This window comes from Pseudoalteromonas sp. J2K-J979, from assembly GCF_058169715.2.
This window is the reverse complement of the sequence record NZ_CM200281.1, coordinates 1,706,803-1,729,545: the sequence shown is the minus strand read 5'-3', so window position 1 is coordinate 1,729,545 and position 22,743 is coordinate 1,706,803. Positions and strand designations below refer to the sequence as shown.

The following is a 22,743-nucleotide window of genomic DNA, read 5'->3' as shown; positions in this document are numbered from 1 at the left end:
ATGAGGGCGTTTTTTAACACCGTGGATCCATTCATGAAATTACATTACCAACAAATCGGTCAGGGTCCTCACGTTGTAGTGATTCATGGCTTATTTGGTTCACTGGAAAACTTAAATGTGATCAGTAAGCATTTAAGTACTGACTATACCGTGACTGCTATAGATCTTCGCAACCACGGTCTATCAGAGCATTCACTTGAACTGAGTTACCCACTGATGGCGCTAGATATCATTAATTTGATGGATGAATTGGGTATTGATGACGCACATTTTATTGGCCACTCGATGGGCGGTAAAGTCGCGATGCAATGTGCACTAAACTACGCGCAACGAGTGAGAAAGTTAGCCGTGTTAGATATTGCCCCCGTCACGTATCACGAACGCCGCCATGATGAAATTTTTACCGCGTTGAATTCGTTAAACAATCAAGTGATTAATGATCGAAAAGAAGCTGACCAAATATTAGCAGAGTACATCGCTGAAGTTGGTGTAAGGCAATTCTTACTGAAAAGCTTAAAAAAAACAGAACATGGCATGCAATGGAAGTTTAATCATACTGTTTTGCAACAAGAATATGCTAACATATTGGCTGCACCGACGGGGAGACCATTTTCTGGGCCGACTTTAGTCTTAAAAGGGAGTCACTCCCCTTATATCGACTCGAGCCATCGTCCTGCTTTTTTAGCGCTATTTCCTAATTGCCAAGCAAAGATCATCCAAGGTGCTGGCCATTGGTTGCACGCAGAAAAACCCAGTGCAGTAAATATTGCAATTACTGGCTTTTTATTAAGTTAGTGCACTAAATAATTCATAATTTTTATGCTATAGTGCCCGCCGTTTATTTGATAGGTCGAATATTGTGCTCAGTACACTCATCAATGAATTTGAAACCTTAGGGTTATACTTTGGATTAGCTGGAATTTTCTTTTTCATCGGAATGGCTATCCAAGATGTACTAAAAAAAGGCGATGTGCCCAAATTTGGTCGCTATATCGTTTGGTTAGTTTTATTTTTAGGATGCTCAGGCTTTATAGCCAAAGGGCTGATTCAAGTATTTTGGCAAGGCGCTGGAGTTGGTTAACAATGGCCAAGTCTGAAACAGATAGAATTACGATTGATTTATTTGAAGATGATAAGCGACCTGGGCGACCAAAAACTAATCCCCTTCCTCGCGAATTACAACTGAAAGTAAATAAGCGTAATCAACTAAAACGCGACAAAGCACGAGGATTAAAACGGGTGGAATTTAAAATTTCATCCGAACTCTACCAAGCCTTAAATGATATGGCGGAGGCTCAAAATATGAGTCGGAGTGCTTTGATTGAAACAATTTTGCAAGAAAAATTAGCTTTAGATAGATAAAAGGTTATTAAATATGGCATCTGTAGGCATATTTTTTGGAAGTGATACTGGTAACACTGAACACGTTGCTAAACTGATCCAAAAAGAATTGGGCAAAAAATTAGTCGATGTTAAAGATATCGCAAAAAGCAGCAAAGAAGAAATTGCTGATTTTGATTTAATTTTATTCGGCATTCCAACCTGGTATTACGGCGAAGCACAGTGTGATTGGGATGATTTTTTCCCTGAATTGGAAGAGATCGATTTCGATGGAAAATTAGTGGCCATTTTTGGCTGTGGCGATCAAGAAGATTACGCTGAATACTTCTTGGATGCTATGGGAATGGTGAATGATATTGTTGAGCCTCGAGGTGCTGTTGTTGTTGGCCACTGGCCAACTGAAGGCTACCAATTTGAAGCCTCAAAAGCATTGATAAACGATACACATTTTGTTGGTCTAGGTATCGATGAAGACCGCCAGCCTGAATTAACAGAGCAACGAATAAAAGCTTGGTGCACACAAATCTATGATGAAATGTGCCTTGCAGAGTTAGCAGATTAACAGTAAATTGAAGTCGAGATAATCGACTTCAATTTTATGAGCTTATAAATATAATCAATAGGATTATCTGATAGTCGTGCTAAACTTTTAGATATCTGATTAATTGATTTAACAAAAAATCGAGAACGGAATTAATGACAGATCATAATTTAGAGTTAAAAAAAGCCGGTCTAAAGGTCACCTTACCGCGAATCAAAATTTTAGAAATTTTACAGTCTCCAGATAATCAGCACATTAGTGCAGAAGATGTCTATAAAATTTTGTTAGATAAAGGTGAAGAAATTGGCTTAGCAACCGTCTACCGAGTGTTAAATCAATTTGACGATGCAGGGATTGTTTCTCGCCATCACTTTGAAGGCGGTAAATCTGTATTCGAATTAAGCGGTATCACCCATCACGACCATTTAGTCTGCTTAAAGTGTGGAAAAGTCGTTGAATTTGAAGATGAGCTTATTGAAACGCGTCAAGTTGAAATAGCGTCAACAAATGGCATAAAACTGACGAATCACTCGCTTTATTTATATGGCGAATGTGAAGATGCACAAGCCTGCAAAGAATTTTCAGAGAACAATAATTAAAAAAAGCGCCTTAGGCGCTTTTTTATTTTCTATCTTACTTATTTTCCCAAGTATCGCGTAATCCAACAGTCTGATTAAAAACTAATGAATCTGACTTATTATCACGACAGAAATAACCTGTACGCTCAAATTGGAACGACTGTTCTTTTTGAGCAGAAGCTAACGAAGGCTCTAGAGCCGCTTCTTCAATGATAACTAACGATTCAGGGTTCAATACTGTCGCATAATCATCAGCTGAAGCTGGGTTAGGAACATTAAATAAGCGGTCATATAAACGAACTTGCGCTTTGACTGCATGTTCAGCGCTGACCCAGTGGATGACTCCTTTAACTTTACGACCATCTTCAGGGTTTTTACCTAATGTTTGTGGATCATACGTACAATAAATAGTGGTGATCTGACCATTGTCATCTTCTTCTACACGTTCTGCTTTAATCACATATGCATTGCGTAAGCGTACTTCTTTACCAAGAACTAAACGCTTAAAGTGTTTATTTGCCTCAACTTTAAAATCATCTGCTTCAATCAGTAATGTCTGCGAAAAAGGAAGCTCTCGAGTCCCCATTTCTTCTTTATTGGGATGACATGGCGCAGATAACATTTCAACGCTATCAGCCGGATAATTTTCGATCACAACTTTAACAGGGTTTAAAACTGCCATTGCACGGCCAGCTGATTCATTTAATTCTTCGCGAACACAGGCTTCTAACATGCCCATTTCAACCATGTTTTCTTGTTTAGTTACACCAATGCGCTTACTAAACTCACGTAAAGAAGATGCCGGATAACCTCGACGGCGAAGACCTGCAATCGTTGGCATACGCGGATCATCCCAACCATCAACATGCTTATCTTCAACGAGCGATTGTAATTTGCGCTTTGACATCAAGGTATATTCTAGATTCAAACGCGAAAACTCAATTTGTTGTGGATGGCATTCAATCGAAATATTATCGAGTACCCAGTCATAGAGACGACGGTTATCTTGGAACTCTAGTGTACACAATGAATGAGTGATCCCTTCAAGTGCATCAGAAATACAATGAGTAAAATCGTACATTGGGTAAATGCACCATTTATCAGCAGTCTGATGGTGATGTGCAAATCGTATACGGTAAATAATCGGATCGCGCAGCACCATAAATGAGCTAGCCATGTCAATTTTAGCGCGCAGTACACACTCGCCTTCTTTGAACTCGCCGGCTTTCATTTTTTCGAATAATGCTAGATTGTCTTCAACTGATGTATCACGGTATGGACTATTTTTACCTGCTTCAGTCAACGTGCCACGGTATTCTCTTGCTTGTTCTGGTGATAAAAAGCACACATAGGCTAGGCCTTTTTCAATTAGTTCCACGGCAAAACCATATAACTGATCGAAGTAGCTAGAGGAGTATTGAATTTCACCGTCCCACTGAAAACCTAACCACTTTACATCTTCTTGAATTGAATTAACAAAATCGATGTCTTCTTTTTCTGGATTTGTATCATCAAAACGTAAATTACACTGGCCTTGATAGTCTTGCGCAATACCAAAATTTAAACAGATAGATTTAGCATGACCAATGTGCAGATAGCCATTTGGTTCAGGTGGAAAACGTGTATGTGTTGAACTATGTTTTCCTGACGCAAGATCTTTATCGATAATGGTACGAATAAAGTTACTTGGGCGATTTTCAATTTCCGCCATGGAATAAATATCCTCTGTGTTTTTGACTAAATAAATACTGTGGCATTATTGCAAATATCCTTGCTCTCGAACAGCGCTAATCTCACTATCTCAGTGAAATTTTCGATAAATATCGCCAACAAAAAAGGCTGCAACAAGGCAGCCTTTTTAGAACAAAACTGATATTACCAGCCTGTTTTCTCTTTAAGTGCTTTACCGATATCAGCCAATGAACGAACAGTTTTAACGCCCGCAGCTTCTAATGCAGCAAATTTCTCATCAGCAGTACCTTTACCACCTGCGATGATAGCACCAGCGTGACCCATACGCTTACCTTCTGGTGCAGTAACACCAGCAATGTAAGAAACAACAGGTTTAGTCACGTTAGCTTTAATGTACTCAGCGGCTTCTTCTTCAGCTGTTCCACCAATCTCACCAATCATTACGATTGCTTCGGTTTGTGGATCTTTTTCGAACATTTCTAAAACGTCGATAAAGTTAGTACCTGGAATTGGATCACCACCGATACCTACGCAAGTAGATTGACCGAAGCCTGCATCAGTAGTTTGTTTAACTGCTTCGTACGTTAAAGTACCAGAGCGAGAAACAATACCTACTTTACCTGGCTTGTGGATATGACCTGGCATGATACCAATCTTCGTTTCACCTGGAGTGATAACACCTGGACAGTTAGGACCGATCATACGAACACCTGTTTGATCGAGCTTCACTTTAACGTCAACCATATCAAGTGTAGGGATACCTTCAGTGATACAAACAATCAGCTCGATACCAGCATCGATTGCTTCTAAAATTGCATCTTTACAGAAAGGTGCTGGTACGTAGATAACTGATGCCGTTGCACCAGTTGCTTCTACGGCATCACGTACAGTATTAAATACTGGAAGACCAAGGTGCGTTTGACCGCCTTTACCTGGGCTTACACCACCAACCATTTGTGTACCATACTCAAGCGCTTGCTCAGAGTGGAAAGTACCTTGACCACCAGTGAAACCCTGACAGATAACTTTTGTATCTTTATTGATTAATACAGACATTATTTGCCCTCCGCAGCAGCTACAACTTTCTCAGCAGCATCTGTTAATGATTCAGCAGCGATGATGTTAAGATCTGACTTAGCTAGGACTTCACGACCTAATTCAGCATTAGTCCCTTCTAAACGAACAACAACAGGAACGTTTACACCTACTTCTTTAACTGCTCCGATAATACCTTCAGCGATCATGTCACAACGAACGATACCACCAAAGATGTTCACTAAAACAGCTTTAACATTGTCGTCAGAAAGAATGATTTTGAATGCTTCAGAAACACGCTCTTTTGTTGCGCCGCCACCAACATCTAAGAAGTTAGCTGGCTTGCCGCCATGTAAGTTTACGATGTCCATAGTACCCATTGCTAGGCCAGCACCGTTAACCATACAACCTACGTTACCGTCTAATGCAACATAGTTAAGCTCAAAGCTTGCAGCGTGAGCTTCACGTGCATCTTCTTGTGATGGATCGTGGAATTCACGGATTTTTGGTTGACGATAAAGTGCATTACCATCGATACCAATTTTGCCATCTAAACAGTGAAGATTACCTTCATCAGTGATAACTAACGGGTTGATTTCTAAAAGAGCAAAGTCAAAATCGTTAAACATTTGGCCAAGACCCATGAAGATCTTAACAAACTGTTTCATTTGAGTTGGGTTTAAACCAAGTTTGAAACCTAACTCACGAGCTTGATATGCTTGAGGACCCACTAATGGATCGATCTCAGCTTTATGAATAAGCTCAGGTGTTTCTTCAGCAACAGTTTCAATCTCAACACCGCCTTCAGTAGACGCCATGAAAACAACTTTACGTGAAGCACGATCAACAACTGCACCTAGGTATAGTTCGTTTGCGATATCAGTACAGCTTTCGACTAAAATCTTAGCAACTGGCTGGCCATTTTCGTCTGTTTGATAAGTAACTAAGTTTTTACCTAACCAGCTTTCAGCGAACTCTCTGATTTCTTCTTTCGATTTAACCAGCTTAACGCCACCTGCTTTACCACGGCCGCCTGCGTGTACTTGACACTTAACAACCCACATATTACCGCCAATTTTAGCAGCAGCTTCTACAGCTTCTTGAGGGGTATCGCATGCGAAACCTTCTGAAACTGGTAAACCATATTCGGCAAACAGTTGTTTTGCCTGATACTCATGCAAATTCATGATGTTTTATCCAATGTTTTTTACTAAAAGGGCTAATTATTACTCAGAATAATCAACCATCCCAAATTGCGCAGGTAGTATAGATCTGCAAGTGTTACAATGAAACACCCTTACCCACAAACAGTCATAAAAAAAGCCGTGAAACGGTTTCACAGCTTATTTTATAATCAGGTTTTATTACACATCTAGTAACAGACGTGTTGGATCTTCTAATAACTCTTTAATTGTTACTAAGAAACCCACTGATTCTTTACCATCGATTTGACGGTGATCATATGATAGTGCTAAGTACATCATAGGTAGAATTTCAACTTTACCATTGACAGCCATAGGACGATCTTGGATTTTGTGCATACCTAAAATCGATGACTGCGGTAAATTGATAATTGGCGTTGATAATAATGAACCGAATACACCACCATTTGTAATCGTGAAGTTACCTCCGGTCATATCATCCATAGATAATTTACCATCACGGCCTTTAAGCGCTAACTCACGAATACCTTTTTCAATTTCAGCCACTGAAAGTTTATCACAATCACGTAAAACAGGTGTCACCAAACCACGTGGTGTAGAGACAGCAATACTGATATCAAAATAGTTATGATACACAATGTCATCGCCATCAATTGAAGCGTTAACTTCTGGGAAGCGTTTTAATGCTTCAGTGACCGCTTTCACGTAGAAAGACATGAAACCTAAACGAATACCGTGACGTTTTTCGAACACGTCTTGATACTGTTTACGAAGATCCATAATTGGCTTCATGTTCACTTCATTAAACGTAGTTAGCATCGCTGTCGAGTTTTTAGCTTCGAGTAAACGATTCGCAATCGTTTTACGAAGACGTGTCATAGGAACACGTTTCTGAGTGCGATCACCTAACGCTGCAACTGGTGCAGTTGTTGCTGAAGAAGTCGAAACAGCTGGAGCTTTAAGGAAAGTATCTACATCTTCTTTCGTTACTCGTCCACCCTTACCTGTGCCTTTAATCTTTGAAGCATCTAAGCCTTTCTCAGCAATTAAACGACGTACAGACGGAGTTAAAACGTCTGAAGCGCTGTCGTCTGAAGAGACTGGAGCTTCTGCAGCTGGCGCAGCGGTGGTAGCAGGGGCCGAAGTAGCACCTTCTATTAGTTTTCCAATCAATTGTTGACCTAAAACAGTATCACCTTCAGCATGAATGTGTTCACCCATTACACCATCAGCAGGTGCAACAACTTCTAACACAACTTTATCTGTCTCGATATCAACTAAATTTTGGTCTCGGCTAACGGCTTCACCAGGTTGAACGTGCCAAGTGGCGATTGTAGCGTCTGCTACTGATTCTGGAAGAACTGGAACTAAAATATCCACTGCTTTACCTTCTGATACTGGCGCCTTTGCAGCTGGCGCTACTGATTGTTCTTGCACAACAGCGGTCGCATCACCTGCACCGATAAGTGCAATAACTTGTTGACCTAATACTGTCGCACCTTCTTGTTGCGAAATTTCTGTAACAACGCCATCTTCTGGCGCAACTACTTCTAAAACTACTTTATCTGTTTCAATATCAACCAAGTTCTGATCTCGGCTAACTTTGTCACCTACGCTAACGTGCCAAGTGGCAATGGTTGCATCTGCGACAGACTCTGGAAGAACAGGAACTTTAATTTCAACTGTCATGACTATCCCTTATTTTTTAATTGTCAGTGCGTCAGCAATTAACGCTTGTTGTTCGGCTGTATGAACAGACATATATCCACATGCAGGTGAAGCTGAAGCTTTTCGGCCGGCGTAAGCAAGTTTTGCACCTTGTGGAATCGCATCAACAAAATGATGTTGCGAGCAATACCAAGCACCTTGGTTTTGTGGCTCTTCTTGACACCATACAAAATCATTAACATGTTGATAATTGCTCATCAATTCTTCCATCTCTTTATGTGGGAATGGATACAACTGTTCAACACGAACGATAGCGACATTATTAAGTTCTTGTGCACGGCGCTCTTGTAATAGCTCGTAGTAAACTTTACCACTACAGAAAACGACACGTTCAACATTTTTCGCATCAATATCATCAATTTCACCAATGATATTATGGAATGTACCATCAGCTAATTCTTCGAGCGACGATACCGCTAAGGGATGACGTAGCAATGATTTAGGCGTCATCACAATTAAAGGTCTACGTAATGGGCGAACTTGTTGGCGTCTAAGCATCGCATAAACTTGCGCAGGCGTTGACGGTACACAGACCTGCATATTGTGATCAGCACACAACTGTAAAAAACGCTCAAGACGTGCCGAGCTATGCTCTGGACCTTGGCCTTCATAGCCATGAGGAAGCATCACTGTAAGACCACATAAGCGACCCCACTTTTGTTCACCTGAGCTTAAAAATTGGTCGAATACAACTTGTGCACCGTTGGCAAAGTCACCAAACTGAGCTTCCCAAAGAACTAATGTAGTGGGTTCAGCGGTCGCATAACCATATTCAAACGCAAGGACGGCTTCTTCTGAAAGCACTGAATCGTAGACTTCAAATACACCTTGGTTTTCACTGATATTCTGCAGCGGTAAATAGGTAGAGCCATCAACTTGGTTATGAACAACAGCGTGACGATGGAAGAAAGTACCTCGACCTGAATCCTGACCAGTCATGCGAATTTCAGTGCCATTTTCAACAATAGTGGCATAAGCAAGTGTTTCAGCCATGCCCCAATCAAGAGGCTTTTCACCCGTAGCCATCAATTTACGATCATCGTAAATCTTTTTCACACGTGATTGCGCTTTATGTCCTTGCGGGTATGAAGAGACTTTTGCAGCTAATTCTTTTAACTTATCGATTGAAACAGTCGCGTCATAAGGTGTATCCCAATCGTGGCCAACAAATTTAGCCCAATCAGAAGAGTGCTTCGTATTAGGTAAAATTTCAGAAACCACACATTGCCCACCGTCTAAACTTTCACGGTATGCATTAGCAAGGACTTTAGAATCATCTTCAGAAAGAATTCCCTCACTCGCTAATTGTTTAGCATAAAGGTCACGTGGAACCGGATGCTTTTTGATTTTTTGATACATGAGCGGTTGTGTCGCATTAGGCTCATCCGCTTCGTTATGGCCATGACGACGATAACAAACTAAGTCAATAACCACATCGCGTTTGAATTGATTTCTAAAATCAAGCGCAATATGTGTAACTAAAGCCACTGCTTCAGGATCATCCGCATTCACATGGAAGATTGGAGCCTGAACCATTTTTGCAATATCTGTACAATAATCTGTTGAACGCACATCTTCTTGTTTAGATGTTGTAAAGCCAACTTGATTATTAACAACAATTCGAACAGTTCCACCGACACTAAATGCACGTGTTTGCGATAAGTTAAACGTTTCTTGAACAACACCTTGACCTGCAATCGCAGAGTCACCATGAATAGTGATTGGTAAGGCTTTAGAACCAGTATTGCGGTCTAAACGGTCTAATCGCGCACGAACTGAACCCATAACTACTGGATTTACAATTTCTAAATGCGATGGATTGAAGGATAAAGCCATATGAACATCACCACCTTTAGTGGAGAAGTCTGATGAATATCCCATGTGATATTTTACATCGCCTGAACTGTCAGACTTGATTTTTCCCGCAAATTCATCGAACAATTCAGATGGATTTTTACCCATGACGTTGACTAAAACATTCAAACGTCCACGGTGAGCCATACCAATAACAACTTCTTGCTGGCCACTTTCACCTGCACGATGGATCAGTTCCTTAAGCATAGGAACAAGAGAGTCACCACCTTCTAAAGAGAAACGCTTAGCACCAGGGAATTTTGCACCTAAGTATTTTTCTAGACCATCAGCAGCTGTCAGGCCATGTAAAATACGGAGTTTTGTTTCTTTATCAAACTGCGGTTTCGATTGAACAGATTCAAGACGTTGTTGTAACCAACGTTTTTCTTCTGTTGAAGTTATGTGCATATATTCTGCACCAATTGAACCACAGTAAGTTTTTTTAAGCGCGCTATAGAGTTCACCAAGAGGCATAGTATCAGTCGCAGATGCAAATGATCCCACATTAAACTGGCGATCAAAATCTGATTCAGATAGGTCATGGTAAGATAACTCTAAATCACGGACTCGCTCTCTTTGCCATAAACTCAGCGGATCTAAGTTCGCGTTTTGATGACCTCGAAACCTGAATGCATTAATAAGTTGTAAAACTTTAACTTGTTTAGCATCATCGGCACCACCGCCAACTACCGTTACTTCTCTGTGTTTGTTTTTAGCCAGCTCAGCGAATTGAGCCCGAATTTCAGAGTGTTTACTTTCGACATCGACTCCGTCAACTTTAGGTAACTGGTCGAATATTTGACGCCATTCTTCTGTTACAGAAGTTGCATCGTCTAAGTACGCTTCGTACAGATCTTCTACATAAGCAACGTTGCCGCCGTTTAAGTGAGAAGACTCTAGCCATGCCTTCATTACACCTTCGTGCATTTATATGCCCTTTTCTCTAGCGCAGAAATCAAAATAAAATTAAAGCGCAATAGCTAAATAAATCAATATTTAACTATTGCGATACCCAAACTATTTAATTAAACCGAACGGTTTAAAAGCATAGATTTAATGTGTCCAATCGCTTTAGTTGGATTTAAACCTTTTGGACACACATTGACACAGTTCATGATTCCGTGACAACGGAACACACTAAATGCATCATCAAGATCGCCTAAGCGCTCTTCAGTTGCTGTATCGCGACTATCAATTAAGAAACGATATGCCGCTAATAAGCCAGCTGGACCGATGAATTTATCTGGGTTCCACCAGAACGATGGACATGATGTTGAACAACATGCACATAATATACATTCATATAAGCCATCTAACTTATCACGATCTTCTAGAGATTGATAACGTTCACCCGCTGCTGGCGTTTCATTAATCAGGTATGGCTTAACTTTTTCATATTGAGTGAAAAATTGAGTCATATCGATAATTAAATCGCGGATTACAGGTAAACCTGGTAATGGACGGATTACAATAGCCTTGTTGCCACCTTTTGTCAGCTCAGACAAAGGCGTAATACACGCAAGACCATTTTTACCATTCATGTTAAGTCCATCTGAACCACATACACCTTCTCGGCAAGAACGACGGAAAGACAATGTTGGATCTTGCTCTTTTAATTGTAAAAGCGCATCTAACACCATCATATCTCGGCCTTCTTCAGCCTCGAGTGTGTAGTCTTGCATTCTTGGTGCGTTGTCAACGTCTGGGTTGTAACGATAAACTGAAAATTTTAACGTAGCCACTTGCTGATCTCCTAGTATGTACGTGTCTTAGGTGGGAATGCTTCACGTAAAGTTGGAGCAAAATTCACATCACGCTTACTCATAGATTCTGTGACAGGATTATAAATCGAGTGACATAACCAGTTTTCATCATCACGTTCAGTGAAATCTTGACGTGCATGCGCACCACGCGACTCTGTACGGAAGTTAGCAGCAACAGCCGTTGAATAAGCTGTTTCCATTAAGTTATCAAGTTCTAAACATTCAATTCGAGCTGTATTAAACTCAGATGACTTATCATCTAAACGCGCAAATTTCAGACGTTCACGGATCTCTTTTAGTTCAGCCAGACCTTGTGCCATCGCTTCACCTTCACGGAACACCGAGAAGTTTAATTGCATACACATTTGTAAGTCTTTCTTGATTTGTACCGGATCTTCACCTTGTCCAGCTTTAGAGCTTTCCCAACGATTGAAACGAGCCAAAGACTGCTCGAGATCAGATTCAGATGCTTCGCGACCAAAATCTTTGCCGGCAAGGTATTTACCAAGGTATAAACCAGCTGCGCGACCAAATACAACTAAGTCGAGTAATGAGTTACCACCTAAGCGGTTCGCACCATGCACAGACACACATGCAATCTCACCAACTGCAAATAAACCTTCAACAACTGAAGAGTTACCAGCCGCATCGATGTTTAATGCTTGGCCATTTACATTCGTTGGAATACCACCCATCTGATAGTGGCAAGTAGGAATAACAGGTATAGGTTCTTTAGCAGGATCAACGTGAGCAAAAGTTTTTGACAAATCACATACACCAGGAAGACGTAAGTTAAGCGTTTCTTCACCAAGGTGATCCAGCTTAAGTTTAATATGAGGACCCCAAGGACCATCACAACCACGACCTTCACGGATTTCAGTCATCATTGAACGAGCAACCACATCACGACCAGCAAGGTCTTTCGCGTTTGGTGCATAACGTTCCATAAATCGCTCGCCATCTTTATTCAAAAGATAACCACCTTCACCACGACAACCTTCAGTTACAAGTACACCTGCACCTGCAATACCTGTCGGGTGGAACTGCCACATTTCCATATCTTGTAATGTGATGCCTGCACGTGTTGCCATACCAACACCGTCACCAGTATTAATATGAGCATTAGTCGTCGAAGCATAAATACGACCAGCACCGCCGGTAGCCAGCACAACTGCTTTTGACTTAAAGTAAACAACTTCACCCGTTTCAATGTCGATTGCCGTACAACCAACAACTGCGCCATCTTGATTCTTAACTAAATCAAGTGCGTACCACTCAGAATATACATTGGTTTTATTTTTAACATTCTGTTGATATAAACAGTGTAGTAAAGCATGGCCTGTTCTATCAGCTGCTGCTGCAGTACGAGCCGCTTGTTCACCACCAAAATTCTTTGATTGACCACCAAATGGACGTTGATAAACACGGCCATTTTCAAAACGAGAAAATGGTAAGCCCATATTCTCTAATTCTGTGATCGCTTCTGGACCCGTTTTACACATATATTCGATTGCGTCTTGGTCACCGATAAAATCAGAACCTTTAACGGTATCGTACATGTGGAATTCCCAGTTATCTTCATGTGCATTACCTAACGCAACAGTGATACCACCCTGTGCAGACACAGTGTGTGAACGTGTCGGGAATACTTTAGAAATCAGGGCACATGTTTTGCCAGATTCAGTAATAGAAAGTGCAGCGCGCATCCCAGCACCACCGGCACCGATTACGACAGCATCGAATTCTCGGACAGTATAATTCACTTAAACACCCCACAGAACAAACAGGCCAACCGCTACATATGCGAAAGCCATTAAATTCAATACAAAGCTTAGTACAGCACGAAGTTTTGCATTTTTAATGTAATCAGTCAGTACTTGCCACAAACCAATCCGGGTATGAATCATCATACAAATGAGTGCAGCAAGGGTAAAAACTTTAACTGCAAGGTTAGAAAATAAACCTTGCCAAGCTTCAAAAGTGACTTCCGGAGTTGCTATAAAATAGCCTAAGATAAATAATGCGTATGCCGCTAGAACTAGCGCCGTTGCACGTAATGATACAAAATCTTGTACACCATCACGCTTAAGAGATGCTTGATTTAAAACCATATCCATGCTCCTGCTGCTACAGCTAAAACAATCCAAAGTGCGATTGCAGCTTTAGCACTGTTATTGCCTGACTCTAATTCTTCCCAGTGGCCCATTTCCATAATTAAATGACGGAAGCCGCCAATTAAATGGTATATCAACACAGTGATTGTGCCCCATGCGATGAATTTAGCGATAAAGCCGGTGAAGAGGCTCTTTACAAACTCAAAACCTTGAGCAGAAGAGAGAGATTCAGACCAAGCCCAGATGACGAATGTAAGTGCAAAGAACAAAGCTACACCAGTCACACGGTGTAAAATTGATGCCTTTGCTGTCGCCGGCATTGATATAGTCGATAAATCTAGATTTACAGGTCGTTGCTTTTTCACAGTTACTTGCCCATCTGACTCATAAAGAGTCCAACTATTGTTGTTGTCAACCCACTTAAATTTTAAGTGGAACCATCAAAGTGATTTGCTTACTCAGGGGACGAACCTAAGTAGAATGCTAAAAATCACTGAAGACGTAGCGGTGTTAAACCTACCACAGTATATATAGCCACTGACCATATTACAATTCTTGTTTAATTAGAGCGGCTTGCGAATTAGCCATTGGTATAATATTTAATCTCTACAGAATATTTATTATACGTTTGTGCATTAAAATTGACTTTCATAGTGGTTTTTACGTTAAAATGAACTTAACGTGCTTATAATCAGTATAAAAACTAACAATCAGAATTGTTATCATAGGAGAGTATTAGATGGCCGACAACAAAGCCACAGTTCATATCGATGGTCTAGACCCAATTGAATTACCGATTTATTCTGGAACCGCTGGTCAAGATGTTATTGATGTTCGCACTTTAGGTGCCCACGGCTACTTCACTTATGACCCAGGTTTTATGTCAACGGGCTCATGTGAATCAGCAATCACCTTTATCGATGGTGCAAAAGGTGTGTTACTACACCGTGGTTATGCAATCGACGATCTAGCTGAAAACTCAAATTACCTAGAGCTTTGTTATTTATTGCTTGAAGGTGAGTTACCAAACGAAGCTCAAATGGCTGAGTTTGTGACTGATATCACGACCAACACTATGTTGCATGAAAAAATTGCATCATTTTTCCAAGGCTTCCGCGTTGATGCTCACCCAATGGCCATGTTATGTGGTGTTGTAGGTGCATTGTCGTCTTTCTACCACGATGACATTGATATCACCAATGCTGAACAACGTAAAACTAGTGCAATCAAACTTGTTGCTAAACTGCCAACAATTGCTGCCATGGCTTACAAATACACGATTGGGCAACCATTTGTTTATCCACGTAATGATTTAACCTACGCTGAAAACTTCTTACACATGATGTTCTCAGTACCAGCTGAAGAATACAAAGTAAGCCCTGTTCTTGCAAAAGCAATGGATCGTATTTTTATGCTTCATGCTGACCACGAACAAAATGCATCGACATCAACAGTTCGCTTAGCTGGTTCATCAGGTGCTAATCCTTACGCATGTATCGCTGCTGGTATTGCCTCACTATGGGGTCCTGCACATGGTGGAGCCAATGAAGCTTGCTTAACCATGCTTGAAGAAATTGGTTCTGTAGACCGTATCGATGAGTATGTTGCTAAAGCAAAAGACAAAAATGACCCATTCCGTTTAATGGGTTTTGGTCATCGTGTTTATAAAAACTTCGATCCTCGTGCGACAGTAATGCGTCAAACCTGTCACGAAGTACTTGCTGAATTGAATATTCAAGATCCTCTTCTTGATGTGGCAATGCGCCTTGAACAAATCGCTTTAGAAGACCCATACTTTGTAGAGAAAAAACTGTACCCTAATGTCGATTTCTACTCAGGTATCATCTTAAAAGCAATCGGGATCCCAACAAATATGTTCACTGTAATATTTGCAATGTCACGTACTGTTGGTTGGATTTCACATTGGGATGAAATGTTATCTCAAGCAGGTCACAAAATTGGTCGCCCTCGTCAGTTATATACAGGTTATACAAAACGTGATTTTGTCGCCACTGACAAACGTTAATCTCAAATAATTAATAATTCAGGCCACATTCGTGGCCTTTTTTAATTCTTCCTTGATTCGCCTTGAGAATTCCTTAAAATACCTAGCAGATACCCTTGCTTGAAAAGATTATGAGATCCCCTGCATCCCTGCGCGATGACTTCCCCTTATTAAAGACTCAATTCGACCACACACCACTGGTTTATCTAGATTCAGGAGCGACCTCGCAAAAACCTGAGTGTGTAATAGATAGCATAAGTCGTTATTACACCAAACAAAATGCAAATGTGCATCGAGGCATTCATCGCCTTAGTGAGCAAGCAACCACAAGTTACGAAGCGACACGGACTCATTTGGCTCACTACTTATCTGTTAATCCTTCAGAAATAGTATGGACGAAAGGAGCCACTGAAAGCATTAATCTCATTGCACATGGTTTAACTGACACTATCAATTCGACTGATACGATAGTGATCAGTGCATTAGAACATCATGCCAATATTGTGCCTTGGCAGCAGTTATGCAAAAGAACAGGCGCTCAATTAGTTGTCTTACCATTGGACAAGCACGGTGTGCTACAGATCGATAACGCATATAAAATAATCGAACAATCTAAACCGGCTGTACTGGCTATTTCACACGCATCTAATGCTCTAGGTAACATTCAGCCAATCGAAGCATTAATTCAATTTAGTAAACAATTTAATACAATAACAGTGATTGACGGTGCACAAGCTTTTCTTCATCTTCGTCCTAACCTTTCAGAGCTGGACTGTGATTTTTATGTTTTATCGGCCCATAAAGCACTAGGGCCAACCGGTTTAGGTGCCTTATTTGGAAAATACGCAGCATTATGTGCCCTTGATGTTTACCAAACGGGTGGAGAAATGATAGAAACGGTCAGTTTTGAGCACACTAGTTTTGCAACTCCCCCTGCAAAATTCGAAGCTGGCACGCCTAATATCTCTGCTGTTATTGCATTTAAAACAACGCTTGAATATCTAGAATCACTTGATCATTCGGTAGTCCGAGCTTATGAGCGCGACCTTTTCGATTATTTAGTGAAATCAATGCAATCAATTGACAATATCAAAATTTATGGCGACTTAAACAACAATATCGGGACAGTCAGTTTTAATTATAAAGATGAACACCCTTATGATATCGCTCATATTCTCGATCAGCATGGTATCGCTGTGCGATCTGGTCATCACTGCACACAACCTTTGATGGCTGAGTTAAGTATTTCTGGAACCGTTCGGGTAAGCTTAGCATTTTACAATAATCACCACGATATCGATCTGTTCATTACAGCACTTAAATCAGCCATTTCATTATTAGATTAACGTTATGAATCAAGAATATATAGACTTAAAACAGACCATCATCACTTCATCAACTTGGCAAGAAAAATATCGCCACATTATGCTCTTTGGTAAAAAATTACCTGTTTTACCCGATGCACTCAAAGTCGACTCAGCGAAAGTAACGGGCTGTGAAAGCAATGTGTGGTTATATTTAGAGTTAGATGAAACTGAAAATACTATCGTTGTGGTGGCTGACTCTGATACACGTATTGTCAAAGGATTAGTTGCAATAATCTTACATTGTTTCAACGGCTTGACACCCATCGAAGCAGAAAAAATTGAGATAGAAGCTGAATTTAGTGAAATGGGATTAATTAAGCATTTAAGTCCATCTCGAGGCAATGGGATCAGAGCCATTGCCAACGAAGTTGCTCTTTTTATTGCACGTTATCAATAAATAATTTAATTCACTGGAGATTGCAGGCGTTGCTGTTTTTCTAAATATTTTTTTATCGCTTTTGAGGCAGCAAAAAAACCAAATGTGCCAGTCACCATAGTTAACGAGCCAAAGCCTGTGGCACAATCCATGTTCATCGAACCATCTGCTAACTGCTTTGCTTGGCAAACAGTTCCATCTACTGTTGGGTAACTAAGTTGCTCAGTAGAAAATACACAATCAACGCCAAATTTACGTTTAGGATTATTCGAAAAATTGTACTGCTTACGTAATAAATAACGCACCTTTGCCAACAAGGGATCTTGCGTAGTTTTCGCCACATCACCATATTGAATTTTACTTGGATCTGACTGGCCACCTGCTCCGCCCGTTGTAAATACTGCAAGTTTATTACGTTTACAATGTGCGATTAATGCGGCTTTTACAGGCACTTGATCGATACAATCAATGACATAATCATATCCCTGAATATGCTCTGAAATATTGTTGAGTGTTAAGAAGTCATCGATGATAGTTACATTACATGAAGGGTTAATCTCTTTAATCCGCGCCGCCATCGCATGAGTTTTTTCTTCCCCCACCGTGCCCGTAAGTGCATGGATCTGACGATTGATATTTGTCGTACAAATATCATCTAAATCGATTAAGGTGAGTTGTCCTATGCCTGAGCGTGCAAATGCTTCTGCAACCCAGCTTCCTACCCCCCCAATCCCAACCACACAAAAGTGTGCATCAGCCAACCATTCACTTTGGTCTGTGCCATAAACACGGGCTATTCCACCAAAACGAGTTTGATAATCTGTTGTCGTCATAGTTTTCTATCTATCTCACTACCAATCTAGCAACCATGGTTTTTCCCATGGCAGCAATGTATTATGCCAATCAAGGGTTGTGTATTTATCACCAAAGTCGGGTTTACAGATTAACTGGATATGCTCCGCATACCATGTAAAGTCAAGTGCAAACGCATGGAGATACGTGCGATCACTGAGCGTACCAGCGTATAAGGTGTCCCCTAAAATAGGCGCTGATAAACTTTTAAGTGCAACCCTTAGTTGATGCGTTTTCCCGCTATAAGGTTTTAATATAAAACCGCGTAACCCTTCTTTACAAAGCAAAGAATAGAACCGGGTAACCGCAGGGTTTTGCTGTGTTTTCAATAATTTATAAGTGCTCCGCCGTGACTTAGTCATATCCCCTTTTACCCAGCCTTGTTTTTTCTTCGGCTTTTTATCAGATAAAGCAAGATAAAATTTATTTATTAAATGCGTCGAAAACAGTTGAGTAAAATGCGCAGCAGCTTCAGAATGTCGCGCTAAAATAATGAGCCCAGAAGTCACTTTGTCTAGGCGATGGACTGGAAATAATTTTTCGCTAACTTGCTTTTCGGCTATTACAACAAACCCAGGACCAGTTTCACTATGAAAACTCATGCCAGAGGGTTTGTTAAATACATAAAAATCGGTATGCTCAAATACAATTTCAAGCATTTTTCGTCATAATCTCAATCACACGCGCCAGATCCTCAGGAGTATCAACTCCAGCCTCCGGTTCAATATGTGCTTGCTCAATCTTAATTTTTTCGCCGTGAAATAATACTCGCAGTTGCTCCAAAGCTTCAATTTTTTCAAGTGGAGAAGGTACCATTTCAATATACTGCTTTATAAAACCTGCTTTATAAGCATAAATGCCAATGTGACGTTGGTAGAAATCGCCAATGTCAGTTTGTTGTGTCGCTACAAATCTATCGCGATCATAAGGGATACTCGCACGCGAGAAGTAAAGAGCAAAGCCACTGTGATCGCTCACAACTTTCACCGCATTAGGATTAAACACTTCTGCTGCGTCTTTGATTGCCACACTCAAAGTTGCCATTGGAGCTTGTCCGTCATTCAATAAACCAGCTACTTGCTTAACATTTTCAGGTGCAAGCAGAGGCTCATCACCTTGAACGTTCACTACAATTGTGTCATCGGGAAGATTGAGTAAATCGACCACTTCAGCTAAACGCTCAGTGCCTGACTCATGAGAAACTTTTGTCATTAATACATTTTGGGTAAATTCCAAACACACTGCTTGTACTTTCGGATGATCGGTTGCAATTACAACTTTCGAAGCACCTGACCGCATTGCTTTTTCGTACACATGTTGAATCATTGGCTTACCACAAATATCAGCAAGTGGTTTACCTGGTAATCGGCTCGATGCAAATCGGGCCGGAATAACGACTATGAATTCCACTGCTCAACCTCTTCCATAGTTAATTCTCGGGCTTCATTTTCTAATAGCACCGGAATATCTTCACGAATAGGATAAGCCAGCTTAGCTTGTGTGCTGATTAACTCTGCATTGTCTTTGTCATAACGAAGCTTACCTTTTGTAACTGGGCAAGCGATAATTTCGAGTAGTTTAGTATCAAAGGCCATGAAGGATCCCTTTTGTAATTAAAATTGATTCTATTTTTTGTTTAGCTGCGCTATTTGGCTCAGCATCGACTTTCAGAAAATACCAGTTATCTGGAGCAAATGTATGGCATTTTACCGCGTCTTTTTCTGTCATAAAAATTGGCTGTGTTGAGTACGGTAAAAAGTCAACTTCAGTGTATTTATGATGATCTCTAAAATGAACTTTATCGGTAATCTCTACACTTAATTTACTTAAGCTTTCTTCAAATCGTGCTGGATTACCAATGGCCGATACAGCAACACCGTATTTTGACACTTCAAGTGCAGCAGAAAAATCACAGACTCGATAAAAACCGACACTCGCTAATTGATAACTAAACTCTGACTGCCCGCCATTTTCGATGACAATATCAACTGTTTTTAACCGAGACTTCCTTTCTCTCAGTGGTCCCATCGGTAATAAAAAACCATTTCCAAACTGACGTTTCGCATCAACGATACAAATCTCGACAGCCCGTTGCATCTGATAGTGTTGCATTCCGTCATCAGAAATAATGACATCAGGTGTAAATCTTTCATTCGCTAAATGGATGCTTTTGATTCTATCTGGTCCAACAATCACTGGGATAGCACACCGTTTGTAAATTAACACAGGCTCATCACCGGCCTGCGAAGGTGATGTATCTTTATCAACAACAATAGGATAGAGTTCAGAATGGCCACCATAGCCTCGGCTAATCACTACGACCTTTTTACCTTGTGATTTTAAAAAGTTACTTAACCAAATAACCATTGGGGTTTTACCTGTCCCCCCAACACTTAGGTTTCCAATCACAATCACTGGTGTTGTCATTTTTGGTTGATCCAGCCCGCCAAAGCGATACGCATATTTTCGAAGTGAACTAATTAACCAAAATAACAACGATAAAGGGAATAAAAGCCAACTGAACCCAAATGGACGATACCAGCTTTTTTCTAAAAAATTCACGACATATCACCAAATTGCATTTTGACTAACGCAGCATAATGCCCATCTTGGTTTAATAGTTGCTCATGATTGCCTTGCTCTATAACTTGTCCATTATCAATCACATAAATCTGATCGACCGATTCAATCGTCGACAAACGATGTGCGATCACTATTGATGTTTTGTTTTTCATTAAGTCTTCTAATGCAATTTGAATTAGCTTTTCTGACTCTGTATCAAGTGCTGAGGTGGCTTCATCAAGAATCAAAATAGGCGCGTCTTTAACAATGGCACGCGCAATGGCAATTCGCTGACGTTGTCCACCCGACATCATTACACCATTCTCGCCCACCATGGTATCTAAGCCTTCAGGTAACTCTTTAACAAATTCCCAAATATGCGCTTTTTTCGCAATTTCAATTAATTGTTCATCTGATAACGCTGATTCATGTCCATAACAAATATTGTTGCGGATCGTGTCGTTAAATAAGATCACTTGCTGCGAAACTAATGCAAATTGGCTACGTAAATCGCCAAGACCATATTCTGTTAGTGGAAAGCCATCAAGACGAATTGTTTCTGGATTGGCCACATCATAATATCGGGGTAGTAAGTTGGATAATGTCGATTTACCTGAGCCAGAGCGCCCAACTAAAGCAATACTTTGTCCCGCTTCGATTGTGAGTGATAAATCATGCAGCACAGCTTCGTCTTTATTAGGGTATGCAAACGTTAAGTGCGCTACTTCTATACGCCCTACGGCCTTTGTGAGAGGTCGTGTGCCTGTATCTTTTTCTAATTCAGTATCTAAAATTTCAAAGACACTTTGCGCCGCAGAAACACCTCGTTGCAAATCACTGTTTACATTTGCAATTTGTTTCAGTGGGCGTAACATGAGCATCATCGACGAGATCAATGTCACAAAAGTGCCAGAGCTGATGGTATTAATCATATTAGGCATCGCTATCACAGCTAAAATGACAGACATCGATGAAGCCGCTAAAATTTGAATCACTGAGACACTCAAGGCTTTAGTTGAGTCCATTTTAACGCGCTGACGTCGATTATGATTATTGATTTCTGAAAAACGGTGGATCTCTTGATCTTGACCACCAAAACCATGAATCACTTTATGCCCTTTAAGCATTTGTTCAGAGCTTCTTGTTACATCCCCCATCGCTGATTGAATGTTCTTAGAAATTTTCCTAAATCGCTTAGAGACAACACTCACTACAATAGCGACAAAAGGGGTGACTAATAAAAAAATAAGCGATAATTGCCAATTGACTTCGAACATGACGTACAATAAAAAAACGACATACGCCCCTTCACGGATCAGTACAAGTAAGGCTTTGGTGATTGCTTGTTGAACTTGCTCAGTGTCAAAAGTTATTTTTGAAATTAAATTACCACTTGACTGATTATCATGAAACGACACCGGTAAGTTTAGGATATGTTGAAATAATTGTTGTCGTAGATTGCTCACTACTTGTGAGCCTACATAACTGAGACAATAGCTAGACATAAAATTGAAAATACCGCGTGCAATAACAAGCGCAATTACAACAAATGGAGCTGCAGCTAATACATCGGCATTTTGTTCATTAAGCCCGTGGTCGATAAAAGGCTTCATTAATCTGACGAATAAAGCGTCCATTGCCGAATACCCTAACATCCCGACAATAGCCATAGCTGCTACAAACTTGTAGTCACCCACATAACGGAATAGCCGTTTGTAAACTTGCGTCGCTGTCTTGCTCATAACTCATATCTTTAATTAAAAACGAGGCTA

General features: G+C 40.5%; 23 protein-coding genes. 8 read left to right on the top strand and 15 right to left on the bottom strand.

Annotated elements, in window-relative coordinates; all coding sequences use genetic code 11:
* Window positions 1-33 precede the first annotated feature (33 nt).
* The 5 genes from AC3KVK_RS07950 to fur all read left to right on the top strand — a co-directional run bounded on the left by AC3KVK_RS07950 (window position 34) and on the right by fur (window position 2,481).
* On the top strand, window positions 34-795 hold the full coding sequence (locus AC3KVK_RS07950) for an alpha/beta fold hydrolase (RefSeq protein ID WP_490312430.1): 762 nt from the start codon (window positions 34-36) through the stop codon (window positions 793-795).
* A 64-nt stretch (window positions 796-859) separates the two neighbouring features.
* On the top strand, window positions 860-1,081 hold the full coding sequence (locus AC3KVK_RS07945; RefSeq protein ID WP_086744975.1) for a DUF2788 domain-containing protein: 222 nt from the start codon (window positions 860-862) through the stop codon (window positions 1,079-1,081).
* 2 nt (window positions 1,082-1,083) lie between these two features.
* Window positions 1,084-1,362 (top strand): LexA regulated protein, encoded by a 279-nt coding sequence (gene ybfE, locus AC3KVK_RS07940; RefSeq protein ID WP_086744974.1) that lies wholly within the window; start codon window positions 1,084-1,086, stop codon window positions 1,360-1,362.
* Window positions 1,363-1,375: 13 nt separating this feature from the next.
* Window positions 1,376-1,903: a flavodoxin FldA gene (gene fldA / locus AC3KVK_RS07935; protein WP_490312429.1), complete on the top strand. Its 528-nt coding sequence runs from the start codon at window positions 1,376-1,378 to the stop codon at window positions 1,901-1,903.
* 134 nt (window positions 1,904-2,037) lie between these two features.
* The gene (fur, locus tag AC3KVK_RS07930; RefSeq protein ID WP_086744972.1) at window positions 2,038-2,481 is read left to right on the top strand and encodes a ferric iron uptake transcriptional regulator; all 444 of its coding nucleotides are present in this window, start codon (window positions 2,038-2,040) and stop codon (window positions 2,479-2,481) included.
* Window positions 2,482-2,515: 34 nt separating this feature from the next.
* Here fur and glnS read toward each other — a convergent pair whose 3' ends face one another.
* From glnS to sdhC, 9 genes are all read right to left on the bottom strand, one after another.
* Window positions 2,516-4,171 carry a glutamine--tRNA ligase gene (gene glnS / locus AC3KVK_RS07925; RefSeq protein ID WP_490312428.1) on the bottom strand — a complete coding sequence of 552 codons (1,656 nt, stop codon included), beginning with the start codon at window positions 4,169-4,171 and terminating at the stop codon, window positions 2,516-2,518.
* A gap of 164 nt (window positions 4,172-4,335) precedes the next feature.
* On the bottom strand, window positions 4,336-5,208 hold the full coding sequence (gene sucD, locus AC3KVK_RS07920) for a succinate--CoA ligase subunit alpha (protein ID WP_490312427.1): 873 nt from the start codon (window positions 5,206-5,208) through the stop codon (window positions 4,336-4,338).
* Window positions 5,208-6,374, bottom strand: a complete 1,167-nt coding sequence (gene sucC / locus AC3KVK_RS07915) for an ADP-forming succinate--CoA ligase subunit beta (RefSeq protein WP_490312426.1) — start codon at window positions 6,372-6,374, stop codon at window positions 5,208-5,210. Before sucC ends, sucD begins: the two co-directional genes overlap by 1 nt.
* A 177-nt stretch (window positions 6,375-6,551) precedes the next feature.
* Window positions 6,552-8,039 carry a 2-oxoglutarate dehydrogenase complex dihydrolipoyllysine-residue succinyltransferase gene (odhB, locus tag AC3KVK_RS07910; RefSeq protein ID WP_490312425.1) on the bottom strand — a complete coding sequence of 496 codons (1,488 nt, stop codon included), beginning with the start codon at window positions 8,037-8,039 and terminating at the stop codon, window positions 6,552-6,554.
* Between the two features lie 9 nt (window positions 8,040-8,048).
* Entirely contained in the window at window positions 8,049-10,859 is a 2,811-nt protein-coding gene (gene sucA, locus AC3KVK_RS07905) for a 2-oxoglutarate dehydrogenase E1 component (protein WP_490312424.1), read from the bottom strand.
* 98 nt (window positions 10,860-10,957) lie between these two features.
* Window positions 10,958-11,674: a succinate dehydrogenase iron-sulfur subunit gene (locus AC3KVK_RS07900; protein WP_490312423.1), complete on the bottom strand. Its 717-nt coding sequence runs from the start codon at window positions 11,672-11,674 to the stop codon at window positions 10,958-10,960.
* 11 nt (window positions 11,675-11,685) lie between these two features.
* Window positions 11,686-13,458: a succinate dehydrogenase flavoprotein subunit gene (gene sdhA, locus AC3KVK_RS07895; protein ID WP_490312422.1), complete on the bottom strand. Its 1,773-nt coding sequence runs from the start codon at window positions 13,456-13,458 to the stop codon at window positions 11,686-11,688.
* Entirely contained in the window at window positions 13,459-13,806 is a 348-nt protein-coding gene (gene sdhD, locus AC3KVK_RS07890) for a succinate dehydrogenase, hydrophobic membrane anchor protein (protein WP_490312421.1), read from the bottom strand.
* Entirely contained in the window at window positions 13,797-14,174 is a 378-nt protein-coding gene (gene sdhC / locus AC3KVK_RS07885; protein ID WP_490312420.1) for a succinate dehydrogenase, cytochrome b556 subunit, read from the bottom strand. Before sdhC ends, sdhD begins: the two co-directional genes overlap by 10 nt.
* Window positions 14,175-14,548: 374 nt before the next feature.
* Here sdhC and AC3KVK_RS07880 point away from each other — a divergent pair, with 374 nt between their 5' ends.
* The 3 genes from AC3KVK_RS07880 (at window position 14,549) to AC3KVK_RS07870 (ending at window position 17,578) form a co-directional block, all read left to right on the top strand.
* A complete protein-coding gene (locus AC3KVK_RS07880) occupies window positions 14,549-15,835 on the top strand; it encodes a citrate synthase (protein ID WP_086744963.1) in 1,287 nt (428 codons plus the stop codon).
* A 110-nt stretch (window positions 15,836-15,945) separates the two neighbouring features.
* Window positions 15,946-17,160, top strand: a complete 1,215-nt coding sequence (locus tag AC3KVK_RS07875; RefSeq protein WP_490312419.1) for a SufS family cysteine desulfurase — start codon at window positions 15,946-15,948, stop codon at window positions 17,158-17,160.
* A gap of 4 nt (window positions 17,161-17,164) precedes the next feature.
* Entirely contained in the window at window positions 17,165-17,578 is a 414-nt protein-coding gene (locus AC3KVK_RS07870) for a SufE family protein (RefSeq protein ID WP_490312418.1), read from the top strand.
* A 5-nt stretch (window positions 17,579-17,583) separates the two neighbouring features.
* Here AC3KVK_RS07870 and tcdA read toward each other — a convergent pair whose 3' ends face one another.
* Genes tcdA through msbA form a run of 6 tightly spaced genes read right to left on the bottom strand, consistent with a single transcriptional unit; the run spans window position 17,584 to window position 22,713 of the window.
* Window positions 17,584-18,390: a tRNA cyclic N6-threonylcarbamoyladenosine(37) synthase TcdA gene (gene tcdA / locus AC3KVK_RS07865; RefSeq protein WP_490312417.1), complete on the bottom strand. Its 807-nt coding sequence runs from the start codon at window positions 18,388-18,390 to the stop codon at window positions 17,584-17,586.
* 18 nt (window positions 18,391-18,408) lie between these two features.
* Window positions 18,409-19,068, bottom strand: a complete 660-nt coding sequence (locus AC3KVK_RS07860; protein WP_490312416.1) for a TIGR01621 family pseudouridine synthase — start codon at window positions 19,066-19,068, stop codon at window positions 18,409-18,411.
* Window positions 19,061-19,819 (bottom strand): 3-deoxy-manno-octulosonate cytidylyltransferase, encoded by a 759-nt coding sequence (kdsB, locus tag AC3KVK_RS07855; RefSeq protein WP_490312415.1) that lies wholly within the window; start codon window positions 19,817-19,819, stop codon window positions 19,061-19,063. Before kdsB ends, AC3KVK_RS07860 begins: the two co-directional genes overlap by 8 nt.
* A complete protein-coding gene (locus tag AC3KVK_RS07850; RefSeq protein WP_490312414.1) occupies window positions 19,807-20,004 on the bottom strand; it encodes a Trm112 family protein in 198 nt (65 codons plus the stop codon). Before AC3KVK_RS07850 ends, kdsB begins: the two co-directional genes overlap by 13 nt.
* Window positions 19,994-20,971 (bottom strand): tetraacyldisaccharide 4'-kinase, encoded by a 978-nt coding sequence (lpxK, locus tag AC3KVK_RS07845; protein ID WP_490312413.1) that lies wholly within the window; start codon window positions 20,969-20,971, stop codon window positions 19,994-19,996. Before lpxK ends, AC3KVK_RS07850 begins: the two co-directional genes overlap by 11 nt.
* On the bottom strand, window positions 20,968-22,713 hold the full coding sequence (msbA, locus tag AC3KVK_RS07840; protein WP_490312412.1) for a lipid A export permease/ATP-binding protein MsbA: 1,746 nt from the start codon (window positions 22,711-22,713) through the stop codon (window positions 20,968-20,970). Before msbA ends, lpxK begins: the two co-directional genes overlap by 4 nt.
* Between the last annotated feature and the right edge of the window lie 30 nt (window positions 22,714-22,743).

Bases quoted from the DNA above. Each gene is read 5' to 3' on its own strand.
- AC3KVK_RS07875 (WP_490312419.1), top strand. From the start codon at position 15,946: ATGAGATCCCCTGCATCCCTGCGCGATGACTTCCCCTTATTAAAGACT.
- AC3KVK_RS07950 (WP_490312430.1), top strand. From the start codon at position 34: ATGAAATTACATTACCAACAAATCGGTCAGGGTCCTCACGTTGTAGTG.
- msbA (WP_490312412.1), bottom strand. From the start codon at position 22,713: ATGAGCAAGACAGCGACGCAAGTTTACAAACGGCTATTCCGTTATGTG.
- glnS (WP_490312428.1), bottom strand. From the start codon at position 4,171: ATGGCGGAAATTGAAAATCGCCCAAGTAACTTTATTCGTACCATTATC.
- AC3KVK_RS07860 (WP_490312416.1), bottom strand. From the start codon at position 19,068: ATGCTTGAAATTGTATTTGAGCATACCGATTTTTATGTATTTAACAAA.
- ybfE (WP_086744974.1), top strand. From the start codon at position 1,084: ATGGCCAAGTCTGAAACAGATAGAATTACGATTGATTTATTTGAAGAT.
- sucD (WP_490312427.1), bottom strand. From the start codon at position 5,208: ATGTCTGTATTAATCAATAAAGATACAAAAGTTATCTGTCAGGGTTTC.
- tcdA (WP_490312417.1), bottom strand. From the start codon at position 18,390: ATGACGACAACAGATTATCAAACTCGTTTTGGTGGAATAGCCCGTGTT.
- AC3KVK_RS07850 (WP_490312414.1), bottom strand. From the start codon at position 20,004: ATGGCCTTTGATACTAAACTACTCGAAATTATCGCTTGCCCAGTTACA.
- fldA (WP_490312429.1), top strand. From the start codon at position 1,376: ATGGCATCTGTAGGCATATTTTTTGGAAGTGATACTGGTAACACTGAA.
- odhB (WP_490312425.1), bottom strand. From the start codon at position 8,039: ATGACAGTTGAAATTAAAGTTCCTGTTCTTCCAGAGTCTGTCGCAGAT.
- AC3KVK_RS07870 (WP_490312418.1), top strand. From the start codon at position 17,165: ATGAATCAAGAATATATAGACTTAAAACAGACCATCATCACTTCATCA.
- fur (WP_086744972.1), top strand. From the start codon at position 2,038: ATGACAGATCATAATTTAGAGTTAAAAAAAGCCGGTCTAAAGGTCACC.
- sucA (WP_490312424.1), bottom strand. From the start codon at position 10,859: ATGCACGAAGGTGTAATGAAGGCATGGCTAGAGTCTTCTCACTTAAAC.
- AC3KVK_RS07880 (WP_086744963.1), top strand. From the start codon at position 14,549: ATGGCCGACAACAAAGCCACAGTTCATATCGATGGTCTAGACCCAATT.
- sdhD (WP_490312421.1), bottom strand. From the start codon at position 13,806: ATGGTTTTAAATCAAGCATCTCTTAAGCGTGATGGTGTACAAGATTTT.
- sucC (WP_490312426.1), bottom strand. From the start codon at position 6,374: ATGAATTTGCATGAGTATCAGGCAAAACAACTGTTTGCCGAATATGGT.